Consider the following 17,662-nt stretch of genomic DNA (forward strand, 5'->3'; position numbering starts at 1 on the left):
AACACTTTAATTCATTTAACAAGCAATACTGAATGAACGTTAATTTTAAAAAGTACCAAGGCACAGGTAACGATTTTGTGATGATAGACAACCGCACACTTTTCTTCAACAGAGAGAATACTGCACTGGTTGAAACCATTTGCCACCGTAAGTTTGGCATTGGTGCCGATGGCTTAATCCTGCTTCAAAACAAAGAAGGTTTCGATTTTGAAATGATATACTTTAACAGCGATGGACGCGAAAGCAGCATGTGCGGAAATGGCGGCCGATGTATTATTCAGTTTGCAAAAGAAATTGGTGCAATACAAAACCAATGCACCTTTTTAGCAGTAGATGGCATACACACAGGAAGTATAGATAACCAAGGCATAGTAACACTTGCCATGAATAATGTTGCACACATTGAGCAGCACGAAAACAGTTTTGTGCTCAACACCGGATCTCCGCATTTTGTACAGTTTACCGCAGAGCCAAACGCATTAAACATTGTAGAAGAAGCACATAAAATACGTTACAGCGAACGTTTTGCTCAAGAGGGAATTAACGTAAATTTTGTTGCGTCCCTAGGCGCAAACTCAATAACCATACGCACTTACGAGCGAGGTGTAGAAAACGAAACACTAAGCTGCGGTACAGGCGTGGTAGCTGCTTCTATTGCCAACTTTTTATATACCAAAGCAACCACTCCGCAAACAAACATAATTACCAAAGGCGGCAATTTGCAAGTAGATTTTAACTACGATGGTAAAGTGTTTTCCAACATTAAATTGATTGGCAAAGCAGAAAAAGTTTTTGAAGGCGTAATTACACTTTAAAGCAAGTTGAAATGATAATTGAACTAAAAGAATCTGTGCAAAAAGCACAGGCCGAAAAATTAAGCATTGCTTACCAAGCCCTACTTTTTCAAGAAAACGGAAAGTACATTTTAGTTACGCCATTCAAGCAAAAAAACATCACTCCCGAAGTTGAAAGTTTAGCACAAAGAGTTACGCATACAAGCAGCGATATTCAGTTAGCAAGCAAAGATTTTAGAGCACAAAAAAGAACCATCACTATTGGTGAAATAACCATAGGCGGCAACACACAAAACACAATTGTAATTACCGGACCTTGTTCTGTTGAAAGCGAAGCACAAATAACTGCATGTGCCGAACTTTGTGTAAAAACAGGGGTAAAAATATTGCGAGCCGGAGCATTTAAACCGCGCACTTCGCCATACAGTTTTCAAGGTTTAGCCGAAGAAGGTTTGCAACTACTCCACAAAATACGCTCCACTTTCGGGTTGCAAATAATTACAGAGGTAAAAGATTCCAGCCATGTTCATCAAGTAATTGAATATGCCGATATTATCCAAGTTGGGGCTAAAGCCATGTACGACCAAGCCATATTGCGGGCGTGTGCTAAAACACAAAAACCTGTTTTAATAAAAAGAGGCTTTGGCAGCACATTGCAAGAATTTGTACAAGCAGCAGAGTTTGTATTAAGTGGCGGCAACCCCAATGTAATACTCTGCGAAAGAGGCATAAGAACCTTTGAAACAAAAACGCGCTTTACGCTCGACCTTTGTGGCGTAAGTTGGCTAAAAGAAAATACAAACCTGCCAATAATAGTAGATCCAAGCCACGCAATGGGCTTTGCTTACGGAGTTTCCGATTTGTGTCGTGCGGCAGTAGCAATGGGTATAGACGGTGTGCTTATTGAAACACACCCCAACCCTGCCACCGCACAAAGCGATGCCGAGCAGCAACTTACTTTCGAGCAGTTTACCGCGCTGCATAAAAGTTTACAGCCAATAGCTGCTGCCATCAACTACAGAATTGTGTAAGGTGCAAACCTCTCTTTCTTATTTTTTTAGAAACTTCATTTCGTTAAATAGTTCATCTCTATATCTTCGCCCGCATGGAATTAGAGAAAACATACAATCCCGCAACCGTTGAAGATAAATGGTATCAGTACTGGCTGAACAATAATTTTTTTCATAGCGAACCAAACGAAAAAGAGCCTTTCACCATTGTAATTCCACCGCCAAACGTAACCGGTGTGCTGCACATGGGGCACATGCTCAACAATACCATTCAAGATATTCTTATACGCAAAGCGCGTATGGAAGGCAAAAATGCCTGCTGGGTTCCCGGAACCGACCATGCCTCTATTGCCACCGAAGCCAAAGTAGTGCAAATGCTGCGCGAAAAAGGCATAAAAAAAAGCGACATCACCCGCGAAGAATTTCTAAAACATGCCTTTGCATGGAAAGATAAATATGGCGGTATTATTCTAGAGCAGTTAAAAAAATTGGGAGCCAGTTGCGATTGGCAGCGCACACGCTTCACCATGGAAGAATCGCTGAGCGAAGCAGTAATAGACTCCTTTATTCACCTTTACAAAAAAGGCTACCTCTACCGCGATTTAAAAATGGTAAACTGGGATCCCGCAGCCAAAACAACCCTAAGCAACGAAGAAGTTCTGTACGAAGAACAACAAACTTCACTCTACTTCATTAAGTATAAATTCAAAGACAGCGAAGAATTTTTACCGGTGGCCACCGTGCGTCCCGAAACCATTATGGGCGATGTGGCCGTGTGCGTAAATCCTAACGATGAACGCTATAAACAATACATTGGTAAAACAGTTATTGTGCCAATGATAAATCGCGAAGTACCCGTAATTGCAGACGAGTATGTTGATATAACTTTCGGCACAGGTATCTTAAAAATAACTCCCGCACATGATATCAACGATTACGAAATCGGAAAAAAATTCAACCTTCCTGTAATTGATTGCTTTAACGAAGATGGCACCATTAGCGAAGCCGCACAATTATTCGTTGGCAAAGACCGCTTTGCTACTCGAAAGTTAGCGGCCGAAAAATTAGAGGCAGACGGATTGCTTGTAAAAACAGAAACCATTACCAATAAAATTGGGCTAAGCGAAAGAACCCGCGCAGCAGTTGAGCCTCGCCTTTCGCTCCAATGGTTTGTGCGCATGGAAGAAATGGTAAAACCTGCTTTAGAAAATGTAATGAACGATAACATAAAGTTCTTTCCTGAGCGATTTAAAAATCTCTATAAACATTGGCTCGAAAACTTCCGCGATTGGCCAATTTCGCGCCAACTTTGGTGGGGGCAACGCATACCAGCTTGGTATGCTCCTGATGGTGCATTCACCGTTGCAAAAACAAAAGAAGAAGCCTACCAGCAACTCCTAGCCAATGACCCTCAATTGCAAATCCAAGATATTAAACAAGACGAAGATGTAGTAGATACTTGGTTCAGCAGTTGGCTCTGGCCCATTTCGGTTTTTGATGGATTTAAAAACCCCAACAATAAAGAAATTCAATACTACTACCCTACTTCTGTACTCGTTACCGGGTGGGATATTATTTTCTTCTGGGTTGCCCGCATGATTTTTGCAGGATACGAGTTTAGAAACGAACAACCATTTAAGAAGGTTTACTTTACCGGAATGGTACGCGATAAGCAACGCAGAAAAATGAGCAAAAGCCTTGGCAATTCGCCCGACACCTTGGAATTACTTGCAAAATTCGGTGCCGATGGTGTACGCTTTGGCGTAATGAGTGCTGCCGCTGCCGGAAACGATTTGCTTTACGATGATAAACAACCGGAACAAGGCCGCAACTTCTGCAATAAAATGTGGAATGCACTACGCCTTATCAAAGGTTGGGATGTAGCAGGCGAAAAAAATACTGCCAACGAAGTGGTAATTGATTGGTTTGAAAATAAACTCAACATTGCCATTGCCGAATTAGAAGACTCATTCACAGATTTTCGCCTGAGCGAAGCACTCATTAACCTATACAAACTACTTTGGAACGATTTCTGCTCTTGGTACTTAGAACTCATTAAACCAGAATTCGGTAAACCAATAGATACTTTTACCTACCATAAAACCGTAGAGTTTTACGATACCCTCATGCGATTGCTGCATCCATTTATGCCATTTATTACAGAAGAAATATGGCAAAACCTTACACCTAGAAAAGAGGGCGAAAGTCTTTGTGTGGCAGCATTTCCGCGTGCTGCACACACAGCCAACACCACCTTGCTAAACCAAGCCGAACTCGCATTCGAAATTATTTCAAACATACGCGACATCCGTACCAAAGCAGGTATGAAAAATGCCGCAACCGCCAAATGCTTTTACAACGGCAGCGATGAAACAAGTTTTGCAGCATTTGCACCCAGCATAAGCAAACTCTGTAAACTCGAAACTTTAAAGCCCACAGCAGATGACTTAAAGCAACTAAAAAGTTTTGTAGTAAAAGGCTATAAGTTTTTTGTAGATACCGGTACCACCACCGATACTGCCGCAGAGCGCGAAAAACTTCTTAAAGAGTTGGAATACACCAAAGGATTTCTTGCCAGCGTAGAAAAAAAATTAAGCAACGAACGCTTCACATCCTCTGCACCCGCAAATGTGCTAGACAACGAAAAGAAAAAACGCGATGATGCCTTGCTTAAGATTAAATTATTGGAAGAAAGCTTAGGCTAATGTTTGAAACCCACATTGGTGAAGACTTACAGCAAGCAAAGCAATTGCTCGAAGCCGGAGAATTGGTTGCCATACCTACCGAAACTGTGTATGGGCTGGCAGCCAATGCACTCAACACCAATGCCGTAGCCAAAATTTTCGAAGCCAAAAATCGCCCACATTTCGATCCGCTTATTGTGCATTTAAAAAGCGTTGCAGAAATTCCAATATATGCTGAGCAACTATCTGATTTAGGCTTGCAGCTAGCACAGCAATTTATGCCCGGGGCACTTACTTTGCTCGTACCCAAAAAAGATATAATTCCAGATTTGGTAACCTCCGGCTTAAGCACCGTTGGACTGCGCATACCCAACCATCCGCTCACATTGAAATTGCTGAATATACTTTCATTTCCATTAGCAGCGCCCAGTGCCAATCCGTTTGGCTACATTAGCCCAACCACAGCACAGCATGTAGCAGCACAACTACACGGAAAATTACCTTACATACTCAATGGCGGCAATTGCAATATTGGAGTAGAATCTACCATTGTAGAAGCAAAAGAAAACGAAATTATTGTCCACCGTTTAGGTGGAGTAAGTGTAGAAGAATTACAAACCGTTTGCCCCAATATCACTTTACACATCAACCAATCTTCTAATCCAGGCACACCGGGCAAACTGCTTTCGCACTACGCACCCAAAAAACAATTATTCCTTTCAAACAATATTGAAGCCCTCGTAAAAGAACACCTCCCTAAAAATATTGCCGTAATTACATTTCATACTACAGCAATTGCAAATGCCACCGCTTTTCCGCTTTCGGTAAACAAAGATTTAAAAGAAGCATCTGCAAATTTGTTTACCACCATGCGCCAGCTAGACCAAAGCAATTTCGATGTGCTGCTGGCAGAATACTTTCCAGATGAGGGCTTGGGAAAAGCAATAAACGACCGCCTTCAGCGGGCTTCCTTTCTATAATTTCCTTCGCTGCATTTAAGTAGCGCTGCTGCAATGCTTTTGTTAAAGAAATTCAATTTGAATAAATTCATGTTGCAACATTAAATGTTTAAACTTATATTTGCATTATCATTTAAAATTCAAACCATACAATTATGAAAAACTTATTGATTGCATTAAGCCTATTTGCAGGAACTACAGCATTTGCACAAAACAAATGGAAAGCAGATGTAGCACACAGCACCGTAAAATTTTCCGTACCACACATGATGATTTCTGAAACCGAAGGGTCATTTAAAGTGTATGAAGCCGATGTTACTGCCTCAAAAGAAGATTTCACCGATGCAGTAATCAACTTTAGCATAGATGTAAACAGCATCAACACCGAAAACGAAAAAAGAGATGCACACTTAAAAGCCGATGATTTCTTCAATGCCGCTAAATATCCCAAGATAACCTTTAAAGGTATTTCACTAAAAAAAGTAAGTGGCAATAAATATGTATTAGAAGGCGATTTAACTATTCGCGATGTAACCAAACGCGTAAAATTAGATGTAGTACACGGAGGTACTTTAAAAGATAAAGCAGGCTTTAAAGTTACAGGTGTAATCAACCGTTTCGATTACGGCTTAAAATTCAACATGCTTACCGAAGCAGGCGGAGCAGTAGTGGGCAAAGATGTAACCATTACCGTAAAACTCGAACTTCAAAAAATATAACCAACTTCTTAGTTTAGTGTTTAATTGATAAGAGCGGGCGGCACAAAAGCCACCCGTTCTTTATTTCACCCACAAGCAAATATTATGAGTTCAATAGAAGAGTTAATACAGCAATCGGCATTTAAAAATCCTTACCAGCGCGCCCTAATTAGCCTAATCTTTTCTACCAATATTCTCAACACTAAGCACCACGATTTTTTAAAGGACTACGATATTTCGCCACAGCAATTCAACATACTGCGCATTTTGCGCGGCCAATATCCAAAACCCGCCACCGTAAACCTTATACGCGAAAGAATGCTCGATAAGAATAGCGATGTTTCGCGCATAGTAGAGCGACTCCGCAAAGCCAATCTCGTAGAGCGCATTACTTGCGAACACGATAGAAGAGCAGTAGATATTGTAATTACACAAAAAGGACTGGCAGTACTTGAAGCCATTGATGCCGCACAAGGAATGGAAGGCAAAGCCCTCACCGTTTTCTCTAAAACAGAAATTGCGCAACTAAACACCCTGCTAGATAAACTCATAAACCACCTCTCGGAAAACAGTTAAAAGCCTTTCCTTACAAGTAAAGGCAACACATCTTCGTTTCCATTTTCCGAAAATTCATGTACGTTTGTTTTGAATAGAAAAACAAGCAATGAAAAGCTACTATTTTACTGAAGAACATGAACTCTTTCGCCAAGGGCTTAAAGAGTTTTTACAAAAAGAAGTAGCACCGCACATAGACGAATGGGAAGAAAACCAACGCATCCCAAAAGAAATTTGGAAAAAGTTTGGCGACATGGGTTATATGGGACTCAACTATTCCGAACAATATGGCGGATCTGCCGTTGATTTTTGGTACTCAGTAGTTTTTTGTGAAGAAATTTCTAAGATGTGGAGTGGAGGTTTTGCCGTTACACCCAGTGTTATTCAATACATGAGCACCACTTACATCTATAAACACGGCAGCGAATTTTTAAAACAACAATATTTAGCACCCACCATAAGAGGCGAATTGGTAAGTTCCATAGGTATTACCGAACCCGGAGCAGGCAGCGATGTTCAAAACATACAAACCAAAGCCATTCGCCAAGGCGATTACTACATTGTAAACGGGCAAAAAACATTTATTACCAATGCCGTTTATGGCGACTATATTGTAACTGTTGTAAAAACAGACCCCGCCAAAGGTTTCGAAGGAGTTTCGCTATTGGTAATAGATAGAAATGCACCCGGAGTAAGTGCCAAAAAATTAAAGAAATTGGGGTGGCATTCCTCCGATACGGCAGAACTCTTTTTCGACAACGTAAAAGTGCCGGTAGAAAACCTTGTTGGCGAAGAAGGGCAAGGCTTTGTATATCTAATGGGCGGCTTACAATTAGAGCGCCTTTGCGGTGCCATTTCTGCCATTGCAGCCTGCGAAGCGGCCATAGAATACACCCTCCAATACATGAGCGAACGCCATGCCTTTGGCAGGCCAATAAACAAATTTCAAGTACTGCGCCACCGCATGGCACAATTGGCAGCCGAAACCGAAACCATAAAATACTACGTATATCACTGCTGCCGCCTGCACAACGATGGCGAATATGCCGTAAAAGAAAGCTCCATTGCCAAACTTATGGCAACAGAACTAAGCGATAAAGTAGCCTACCAGTGCCTACAAAACTTTGGCGGTTACGGCTATATGGAAGAGTACAAAATGGCAAGAATGTTTCGCGATAGCCGCATATTAACTATTGGAGGAGGTTCCACTGAAATTATGCGCGAAATTATTGCTAAGATGATTATAGACGATAAGCAATATAAAAAAACAGGCTTAACCATCAACTACAACCAACAGCAACACAACACCGCCCCACCAACAGAAAGTATTTCATTAACCAATAATAAAAATAGCAACACAATGGCATTTGAATCATTATTTGCAACATTACAAGCAGGTGCAGCAGCAGCACCAACCTTAGGAAAAACTTTGAAATTCGATTTCGGTGATAACAAAGTATTTATTGACGGCACAGGCGAAAAAAACGTAGTTTCTACCGAAGATAAAGAAGCAGACTGTACCATTGGCGTATCTACAGAAGACCTACAAGCAATGATGGCAGGAACACTCAACCCAATGAGCGCTTTCATGGGCGGAAAAATTAAGGTAAAAGGCGATATGGGCATTGCCATGAAACTGCAATCACTTTTTAAAGGATAAGTACTATTTATTTTACTGGTAAGCCTTGCGAAATAATTATATTTCGCAAGGCTTTTTTTATTGCTACCTCAAGCATTAAAAAGCGCTAAATAGCAGCAAAAAACTACCGAAAAGCGTACATTCGCCACATGCGCATCTTAGCTTTTCTATTACCATTCTTTGCTTACAGCCTCTCGGCCATTGCCTGCGATTCTCTAAACTGCCATATACCCGATGAGGCAGGCCGCTACCGCGAGCACAACGTAGATTTCATAAAACTGAAATTAGAAGTGGCTTTTGCACCTAAAAAAGGCACCGTAGCAGGAAAAGCAAGCTACAATTTTCAACCAATACAACCTGTAATTGATACGTTGTATTTAGATGCACCCGGCATAAAAATAGACACCGTAAAACTCAATGGTAAACTTCAAAAATGGCAAACCAACGAACAAGGTGTTAGCATTTATTTTACCGAAAAACTCTACTGGAAAAAAAACTACCAACTCGAAATTGTATATACTGCACAACCTCGAAAAGGCTTATACTTTATTGGATGGAACGACCCACAAAATCTATCGCGCAAGCAAATTTGGACCCAAGGGCAAGGAATAGACAACCGCCACTGGTTTCCCTGCTACGATGCTGTAAACGATCGCCTTATTACCGAAACCGTTATTACCTTCGATTCTGCTTACACCGTAATTTCAAACGGCAAACTCCTTTCAAAAAAGAAAAACAACCAAGGTGAATATATATGGCATTACGCCATGAACAAACCACATGTGCCCTATTTGCTCATGCTTGCAATAGATAAGTTTGCCTATAAAGATATTCAAGCAAAAAACGGCATAGTATCGCGCCAATACTACTATGCCAACCAGCCCGAAACATTTGAACCAACCTACCAATACAGTAAAGAAATGATGGAGTGGCTGCCCGAAGAAATTGGCATACCTTACCCGTGGGAAGTATATGCAAACATACCTGTGCAAGACTTTATGTATGGAGCTATGGAAAACACTACTGCCACCATCTTCACCGATTTCTATTTACAAAACAAAAGGCAGGCACTCGAAAGAAATTACATTGCCACCAATGCCCACGAACTTACCCACCAATGGTTTGGAAATTTAATAACAGAATGGAGTGCCACACACCATTGGCTACACGAAAGTTTTGCCACCTACTATGCCAAACTTTTTATGCGCAAAACCTTTGGCGAACCCAACTACGAATGGAACAAACGCAACGAATACGAACAAGCCATCAATGCCGATAACCGCGACCATTTTCCCGTGGCACATTCCAATGCCGGCAGCGCAAGGCATTATCCCAAAGGCAGCGCAGTACTAAGCATGTTGCGCCATACGGTAGGCGATTCTGTATATAGAAAAGCAGTAAAAAATTATGTGCAAAAACACCAATTCGGAAACGTAGATACGCACGATTTTTGGCGTGCCTTTATGGAATGCTGCGGCATCAATGTAGATTGGTTTTTCGATGAATGGATTTTGCACAGCGGCTACCCAATATTTGAAATTTCAACAGATACAAGCAAACTCGATTATTACCAACTCACCGTAGCTCAAACACAACAAAAAAACGAATCGGGCAAGCTCTTTACCATGCCTGCCGAAGTAAAAGTGTACTTTACCGATGGCACCTTCGCAGCACAAAACAAAATGCTCTCCGGCAACGATACCTTCACCATAAAAATTCCATTAGGAAAAAAGATTGCTTACACACTTTTTGATGAAGGCGACCACATCCTTAAAAAAGTAATTTTCAATAAACCAACATACCAACTACAAACTCAAGCACTGCAAGCCAAACACTTTATAGACCGCTACGATGCCCTCGTGGCATTACGCAAAACAGCTCCCGAACTTAAAAGCGATTTTTTAATTGCACTCTTCGATAAAAACAACTACTACCCTATTCAGCAAGAAATAATATACCAACTGCGCAAACCCAAAACAGACGCAGAACTTGCACTCTTCCAAAAAGCCATTAACCACCACAACCTATACGTGCGCAGAGCAGCCATAGAGTATATAGATTCCATTCCCGAAGCGCAACTAAACCACTACGAGCAACTCCTGCGCGACTCCAGCTACATTACCATAGAAACCACACTACAAAAATTGTGTAAACTATTTCCCAACCAAAAAGCAAAATTCTTAGATGCCACCAAAAACATAGACGGCATCAACAGAAATGTAGAAATTACATGGCTCTCCATAAAAGCAGCCGATGAGCCTGAAACCTATGCCAGAAAATTGGTAACGCTCACTTCAAACAGTTATGAATTTCGTACGCGCACCAAAGCCATGAATGCACTCGAAAACCTAAACTATTTCAACGATGAATTGGTTGCCAATCTTATTGATGCCGCCACCAATCCAAATTCGCGCTTAGCCAATCCGGCAGCCAACACCATTCGCTACTTTTTAAAACGCGATAAGTTTAAAGAACTCTACAACGCCAAAATAGCAGTAGGCAACTACCCCGCTTGGGCAACGCAAATTTTAAACAACATAAAGTGAAACCAACACTCCTTGTAATTTGCGGCCCTACGGCAGTAGGCAAAACAGCATTGGCTATACAATTGGCACAGCGCTGGAATGCCGAAATTATTTCTGCCGATTCGCGCCAGTTTTACCGCGAAATGAATATAGGCACCGCCAAGCCAAGCACCATAGAATTGCAAACCGTCCCCCATCATTTCATCAATAATCTTTCGGTTTTTACCAAACATTATAGTGCAGGAAAATTTGAATTTGAAGTACTCGAATTTTTAGAAAACTACTTCAAAAAAAACAACATTGCCATTATGGTGGGCGGCTCAGGATTGTTTATCAATGCCGTTTGCAGCGGATTCGATAAAATGGAAACCGACAACGAAAATGAACGCTGGATTACACGAAAATTCTTAAATGAACAATCGCTGGAGTGGCTGCAAAACGAAGTACAACGCTTAGACCCCGAATACTTTGCTATTGTAGATACCAAAAACCCTGTTCGCTTAAAACGTGCCTTAGAAATTATTTATGCCACCGGAAAAAAGTATTCCGAGCAACGTATTGGCAAAAAAGCAGAGCGCCCTTTCAACATCATAAAAATAGGGCTGCAACTCCCGCGCGAAATACTTTACCAAAGAATAAACGAGCGCGTAGATCAAATGCTCCAAAACGGCTTGCAAGAAGAAGCCACCGAACTCTATATCAACAAAAAATTACCTGCACTCAACACAGTAGGCTACTCCGAATTTTTCGATCTTATAGACGATAAATTAACGCTGCCCGAAGCCGTTGCACTCATAAAACAAAATACCAGAAACTACGCCAAGCGCCAACTTACATGGTTTAAAAAAGATGAAAACATCCACTGGTTTCAACCCCAAGAAACCGAAGCAATTACTGCCTACATAGAACAAACACTGTTGCCGTAAACCTGCTACTGTTGATTTCTTCTTACGCTCGCCCTTATATAAAAAACTATTATCGAAACTAAATTTAATAGGCAACAGTGGATAAAAAGAAAAAGTCTAAAAAGAAAGGCGGCAGTGTTGCCGATGCAGAACAATCTATTTTAATTGTAGTAAAAGCCTTAGAAAGCCAAGCCACATTGCAAAAATTGTTTCCACTGCTAGAAGACGATTTTACCCAAGAAACCATTATTGAAGCACTAAAAAAATTAGAAGCAAAAAGCAAAATAGAAGTGCATCAAAGAGGGAAAATAAAACTACTGCCTAAAGAAAGCACCACAGCTCCCACTACCAACACCACAAGCACACACCCACACGCTAAACACCTGAAAGGCACTGTAGATTTAACCAAAACAGGAGCCGCCTATATTATTATCGAAGATTCCGAAAAAGATATTTACGTACCTGCAAAATTCACCAAAGGAGCATTGCATGGCGATGAAGTTTTAGTTGAAATAATTGGCCACTACAAAAAGAAACCCGAAGGCAGAATTATTGCCATTACCAAGCGCAGTCAAGAAAGTTTTATTGGCACCTTACACATTCACCGCACACACGCATTTGTGCAACCCGAAGGCCAGCGCGTTACCTTCCTCATCCACATTCCATTAGAGCAAGCTACCACTTACGAAAACGATACTAAAGTAATTACCCGCATTACCAACTGGGGCACACCCGGCAAGCACCCCACGGGCGAAATTGTAGAGCACATAGCAACCTTCGGCAAAAGCGATACCGAAATGAAAATGATATTGGTGCAAAACGGATTTCACCTGGCATTTCCCCCTGCAGTACTTGCAGAGGCGCGCAAACTTCCGCAAACCGTATTAGAAAAAGATGCTGCAGATAGAATTGATTACCGCAGCGTTACCACCTTTACCATAGATCCCGCAGATGCAAAAGATTTTGACGATGCCATTTCCTTTAAAAACCTGCCCAACGGCAACGTAGAAATTGGTGTACACATTGCCGATGTGGCACATTATGTAACCGAAAACAGCGCATTAGATAAAGAAGCCTCTCTACGCGGCACATCGGTGTATTTGCCCGATAGAGTTTGCCCCATGCTGCCCGAAGAAATTTCAAATATCATTTGCTCCCTGCGCCCAAACGAAGATAAACTCGCATTCTCCACCATTTTTGAATTCAACGCCCAAAACGAAATCAAAAATATTACCATTGCCAAAACAGTTATTCATTCTAACCATAGATTCACCTACGAGCAAGCACAAGAAGTATTGGAAACAGGTAATGGCACATTTGCCGAAGAACTCAAAATTATTCACCGCATTACCAAATCTATCCGCAAAAAAAGATTCAATGCCGGAGCCATTTCTTTTGAAAAAGACGAAGTGCGCTTTAGGCTAGATTCATCCGGTAAACCCGTTGAACTATACGTAAAACAACGCAAAGACGCACACCTGCTTATTGAAGATTTAATGTTGCTTTCCAACGAAACCATTGCACGCTTCGGCAGCAAATTAGATGTAAACAAAAAACGAAGTCCCTTTGTGTACCGCATTCACGATGCACCCGATGCCGGAAAATTAGAGCAGTTTGCAACCATTGCTTCCCGCTTTGGCTACCGCCTAACCTTCGATTTAGAAAGCCCCAAGCAAGTGGCAGCCACCCTAAACCAACTCCTGCAAAATGTAAACGGCAATCCCGAGCAAGGTCTTTTAGAGCAAATGGCCATCCGCAGCATGGCTAAAGCCTCCTACACCACCAAAAATATTGGGCATTACGGTTTGGCAATAGAACACTACACCCACTTTACTTCGCCCATTAGGCGCTATCCCGATTTGTTGGCGCACCGCCTTACTTTAGAATTGCTCAAAAACGGCAAAGTAGCAATAGACAAAAGCGAACTGGAAGAAAAATGCAAAATAAGTTCCCTCATGGAGCGCAAAGCTATGGATGCCGAGCGCGAAGCCATTCGCTATAAGCAAGTGGAATATTTGAGCGATAAAATTGGCAATGAATACGAAGGCATTATTACCGGAGTAATTGCCCGCGGCATTTTTGTAGAAATGAGCGCCTTACTATGCGAAGGAATGGTTACCACCGAGCGCCTCGGCAACGAAGATTTTACTTTCGATGAAAAACAACTTTGCCTGCGCGGCAATAAAACAGGCATTCGCTACAATATGGGCGAACCCATCCGCGTGCGGGTGGTAGATGCCAACCTGGCTACGCGAAAAATTGAACTGGAAAAGATTTAAACTGCGGTACTTACTGCCGTATTAAAACCGAACTGCCACCCACTACTTCAAATTCTTTTTCAACGGTGGTATGCATTGTTTGGGCAAACTTAGAGCGGTAAATAGCCACATACTTTCCCGGTTGCAGCGCAATTACCTCTTGCTTCTGCATTTCATTAAAATCATACACCTTTTGCAAACCTTCCTTACTTTTTAAAAACACAGCACCATATAACTCATAAGTACGGCTAAAAGTTACCAAGCCCGGAGCAGGAATAACCACCGTGGTTGTTTTGCGTTCATCTACCTTAAGCCGTGCAGCCGCAATGGCAGGATTGGTAAGCACTTCCACCACATAGTTTCCGGTTATTACCTTGCGCTTACTGCCCGGTTGCAGCCAAAAATAAGTAGTGCTGTTGCTCGGCAATTGCACCAAGCACTTTATTTTTTCTACCGAACTATGCTTAGGCACACTGCCTGCAAACTGCACTTCCAATACACCTTGTGGCGCATCTACCGAAACTATGTTGTGTTCGTTGCGCTTCATACTTATGCCTTTCACAAAAACGGGCGGTGTGCTATGCACTTGTATATCGTAAGTAAAAAGTGGCGAAATGGTAATGGTGTCGGGCAAACCGCGTGCATTTAAAGTATGGTGAAAATGATATTTATCTACACCTGTTTTAGAGTCGGTAAGCGTAAATGCCACATCGGTTTCGGTGGGCTTGCCTGCTGCATCCAAAATATTGAGTTGGAAAGTAGTTTTGGAAATAGTTTCACCCACTGCCTTTTTTAATGCTTGGTTCAGTTCTGCTCCGCTTGCTGTATTGGTAAGTTCGCCTATGCAGCTAAACTGCTGTTGCAGCACATCCGGCAACTGAATACCCAGCACTATCGGCTTTAGCAGAATATTGTTCTGCTGCAATTTTTGCGTAACGGCACATGGGTCGCCACCACAGCTTTCTTCGCCATCGGTAATAATTATCAAAAAATTGCGGCTCACCTCTCCGGTAGCAGCAAAATCATTGGCACATTTTTCTAATGAATATGCCAAAGGCGTTACACCATTGGGAACTATGCTTGCCAGCTTCCTCCGTATAGAATTTGAGTTTACATTGCCAAAAGCCATCTCTAAACGCGAATCTTTGCAGTTGTTGTCGCGCAGCGAAAATTGATGTCCATACACACGTACCGCAAATTCCACATTGGGCAGCGAAGCTAAGCTATCGGTAATTTCTATCATGGTTTGCATGGCTGCTTGCCAGCGGGTGCCGCCTGTCCAGTTCTTATTCATACTGTACGAAGCATCCAGCAAAAAAAGAATCCGTATTTTGGGGCTTTGAGCCACCATCCACATGGGAAAAACCACAAGCATCAACCATTTTACCATACCACAAATGTTGAAAATAGCAATTCAGTCTTATTTCAATGCAAGCAGTGTGTTTATACCGCTTTTAGAGACCACGCTTCCGGCTTAGCAGCAAACCATTGCTTTACGGTACTCCACGTTGCTTCAAAAAGTGGCGATTGGCGGTATGTGTTCAGCGCCTCTTCGCTCTCCCAAGTACTCAACGTAAAATATATGGGAGCATTGTCGGCACTTCTTTTTAATGCCACACCTTGGCAACCTTCAAATGCTGCAATTTGTGCCTTCCGCTCTTCAAATACTCGTTCAAAATTGGCACAGTGGCTTGCCTCAAATGTCATTTTAACTACGCGTGTTATCATTATTTTTCTTTGTGCCAAACATACGCATTACGCTGAGCAGTTGGGTATATTACCATATTGGTAATATTTACGTGCGGTGGTGCGGCACACACATATAGCACAGCATTGGCAATATCGTCTGCTGTAAGTGGCTGGTAGCCTTCGTAAACCTTTTTGGCTTTTTGCACATCGCCATGAAAGCGCACTAGCGAAAATTCTGTTTCGGCAGCACCCGGGTCTATGGAGCAACAACGTATGTTCGTACCCACCAAATCTATGTTGATGGCCTCGCTTAATGCCCGCACGGCAAATTTGGTGGCATTATATACGTTTCCTTCCGGGTAAACGGTATGCCCTGCTGTGCTGCCGATATTTACAATATGCCCCGTGTTGCGCTCTACCATCATGGGTAAAAATATTCTTGTTACATATAGCAGCCCCTTCAAATTGGTATCTATCATTTGTTCCCAATCACTAAAAAGTCCTTCGTAAATTTTCTCTTTACCCGAAGCCAGCCCCGCATTGTTCACCAATATATCGGGTACAATTTCGCGCGTTTGCAAATCGTTGGCCATTACAATTACCTGGCTTCTCTCCGTAATATCGAAACAATAACTCAGCACCTCCACCCCAAATTTTTCTTGCAGTAGTTCGCGGCTCACCTCTAGGCGATCGGCACGCCTGCCCGTTAAAATTAAATTTGCACCGTGTGCTGCAAAAATTTCGGCTGTTGCCTTGCCAAATCCGGAGGTGGCTCCGGTTATCAAAACCCATTTATGGTTAAATTGTTTCATGTTTTCCACATTAAGTGCGCAAAACTTCAATTCTTTTTTTGAATTTCAAGTTAGGCTTTGTTCATTTGCACAAAATTATTTCACAAAACAATATTTAGCGTTTGAGTTTACCTATACGTCCACGGTTTAAAGGACCCATCAAAAAAGAAGCGGAACACAGAATTAACGAAAAAATTACTGCGCCCGAAATAAGAATTGTCGGTGATAATATTGAACCGAAAATTTACCAAACTCGCGAGGCAATTGCCAAAGCCTTAGAAATGGGATTAGACTTGGTTGAAATTTCACCCAATGCCGTACCGCCTGTTTGCAGAATTATTGATTACAACAAGTTTCTTTACGAAAAAAAGAAGAAAGAAAAAGAGTTGAAATCAAAAGCAGTAAAAGTGCAAGTAAAAGAAATTCGCTTTACTGCCAATACCGATGAACACGATGTGGAATTCAAATCTAAACATGCCGAAAAGTTTTTGCTCGAAGGCAATAAAGTAAAAGCCGTGCTTATGTTTAGAGGGCGTGCTATTGTGTTTAAAGACAGAGGCGAATTACTACTCCTCCAATTTGCAAAACGGCTAGAAGAAGTAGCCACCGTAGAGCAAATGCCCGCCTTAGAAGGCAAGCGCATGATGATGACGCTCGCTCCAAAGAAAAAGAAATCGTAAAGTAACTACCTTGTAATGCAATTGTTTGCTTACAGTTTTGTAGCTGCTACTGCATTCTAAGTGCTACGCCATTTTCATATACGCATATTCAGCCTTGCTTGGTATTCAGTGCCATTCCATCTTGTATCTATTCAACACAACTCCTTTTGGAGATAAAAAACTGCTTGTACACGAGTATGCAGTCAAATGTAGTGCATGCTTCAGATTCTCTTGAAAATGGAGAAATAGAGGTAGCTCGATTTTTCAAGGAATCAGAGATCATGAATTACAAAAAGCTCGGAGAAAACCTTTGCCACGCTATGTTTTCACCTGTATGTGCATAACTGTTTGAAAATATTCAGTTTATTCTTTTGTTTGTAAAACAACTGTTCTTTATTTTAAAGTGTCTAAATTTAAGGCTTCATCAATTTTGGTACCACCTTGAGGTATAAGTTGTTGGGAGTATTTCATTTAGTAAAATAAAATCAGTCTATAA

The 17,662-nt window shown here is 41.7% G+C and carries 15 protein-coding genes; 12 read left to right on the top strand and 3 right to left on the bottom strand.

All coding sequences use genetic code 11. The features are described 5' to 3' along the window. Positions 1–32 precede the first annotated feature (32 nt). From KF872_06385 to rnr, 10 genes are all read left to right on the top strand, one after another. Positions 33–815 (top strand): diaminopimelate epimerase, encoded by a 783-nt coding sequence (locus tag KF872_06385; GenBank protein ID MBX2903170.1) that lies wholly within the window; start codon positions 33–35, stop codon positions 813–815. Between the two features lie 11 nt (positions 816–826). Next, positions 827–1,825 carry a 3-deoxy-7-phosphoheptulonate synthase gene (gene aroF / locus KF872_06390; protein ID MBX2903171.1) on the top strand — a complete coding sequence of 333 codons (999 nt, stop codon included), beginning with the start codon at positions 827–829 and terminating at the stop codon, positions 1,823–1,825. Positions 1,826–1,899: 74 nt separating this feature from the next. After that, entirely contained in the window at positions 1,900–4,509 is a 2,610-nt protein-coding gene (locus KF872_06395) for a valine--tRNA ligase (GenBank protein ID MBX2903172.1), read from the top strand. Continuing rightward, positions 4,509–5,468, top strand: a complete 960-nt coding sequence (locus KF872_06400) for a threonylcarbamoyl-AMP synthase (protein MBX2903173.1) — start codon at positions 4,509–4,511, stop codon at positions 5,466–5,468. The genes KF872_06395 and KF872_06400 overlap by 1 nt, the downstream gene beginning before the upstream one ends. 134 nt (positions 5,469–5,602) lie before the next feature. Continuing rightward, positions 5,603–6,166 carry a YceI family protein gene (locus KF872_06405; GenBank protein ID MBX2903174.1) on the top strand — a complete coding sequence of 188 codons (564 nt, stop codon included), beginning with the start codon at positions 5,603–5,605 and terminating at the stop codon, positions 6,164–6,166. 84 nt (positions 6,167–6,250) lie between these two features. Next, the gene (locus KF872_06410; GenBank protein MBX2903175.1) at positions 6,251–6,721 is read left to right on the top strand and encodes a MarR family transcriptional regulator; all 471 of its coding nucleotides are present in this window, start codon (positions 6,251–6,253) and stop codon (positions 6,719–6,721) included. An 88-nt stretch (positions 6,722–6,809) separates the two neighbouring features. Further along, positions 6,810–8,360, top strand: a complete 1,551-nt coding sequence (locus tag KF872_06415; GenBank protein MBX2903176.1) for an acyl-CoA dehydrogenase family protein — start codon at positions 6,810–6,812, stop codon at positions 8,358–8,360. Between the two features lie 128 nt (positions 8,361–8,488). Further along, a complete protein-coding gene (locus KF872_06420) occupies positions 8,489–10,885 on the top strand; it encodes a M1 family metallopeptidase (protein ID MBX2903177.1) in 2,397 nt (798 codons plus the stop codon). Further along, a complete protein-coding gene (gene miaA / locus KF872_06425; protein MBX2903178.1) occupies positions 10,882–11,790 on the top strand; it encodes a tRNA (adenosine(37)-N6)-dimethylallyltransferase MiaA in 909 nt (302 codons plus the stop codon). The genes KF872_06420 and miaA overlap by 4 nt, the downstream gene beginning before the upstream one ends. A 77-nt stretch (positions 11,791–11,867) precedes the next feature. After that, the gene (rnr, locus tag KF872_06430; protein ID MBX2903179.1) at positions 11,868–14,048 is read left to right on the top strand and encodes a ribonuclease R; all 2,181 of its coding nucleotides are present in this window, start codon (positions 11,868–11,870) and stop codon (positions 14,046–14,048) included. Positions 14,049–14,058: 10 nt separating this feature from the next. Here rnr and KF872_06435 read toward each other — a convergent pair whose 3' ends face one another. The 3 genes from KF872_06435 to KF872_06445 are packed head-to-tail and all read right to left on the bottom strand — an operon-like array spanning position 14,059 to position 16,528. Then, positions 14,059–15,417 carry a VWA domain-containing protein gene (locus KF872_06435; GenBank protein MBX2903180.1) on the bottom strand — a complete coding sequence of 453 codons (1,359 nt, stop codon included), beginning with the start codon at positions 15,415–15,417 and terminating at the stop codon, positions 14,059–14,061. A gap of 53 nt (positions 15,418–15,470) precedes the next feature. Further along, complete coding sequence (locus KF872_06440) at positions 15,471–15,755, bottom strand: antibiotic biosynthesis monooxygenase (GenBank protein MBX2903181.1); 285 nt, start codon at positions 15,753–15,755, stop codon at positions 15,471–15,473. Beyond that, positions 15,755–16,528 carry an SDR family NAD(P)-dependent oxidoreductase gene (locus tag KF872_06445; protein MBX2903182.1) on the bottom strand — a complete coding sequence of 258 codons (774 nt, stop codon included), beginning with the start codon at positions 16,526–16,528 and terminating at the stop codon, positions 15,755–15,757. Before KF872_06445 ends, KF872_06440 begins: the two co-directional genes overlap by 1 nt. A gap of 101 nt (positions 16,529–16,629) precedes the next feature. Between KF872_06445 and infC the strand changes: the two genes are divergently transcribed. Both infC and KF872_06455 read left to right on the top strand, forming a co-directional pair. Then, positions 16,630–17,187, top strand: coding sequence for a translation initiation factor IF-3 (infC, locus tag KF872_06450; protein ID MBX2903183.1), 558 nt, complete (start codon positions 16,630–16,632; stop codon positions 17,185–17,187). A 176-nt stretch (positions 17,188–17,363) separates the two neighbouring features. Next, on the top strand, positions 17,364–17,510 hold the full coding sequence (locus tag KF872_06455; protein MBX2903184.1) for a hypothetical protein: 147 nt from the start codon (positions 17,364–17,366) through the stop codon (positions 17,508–17,510). Positions 17,511–17,662 lie beyond the last annotated feature (152 nt).

Source organism: Chitinophagales bacterium (assembly GCA_019638515.1).
In the GTDB taxonomy this organism is placed as follows: domain Bacteria; phylum Bacteroidota; class Bacteroidia; order Chitinophagales; family LD1; genus UBA7692.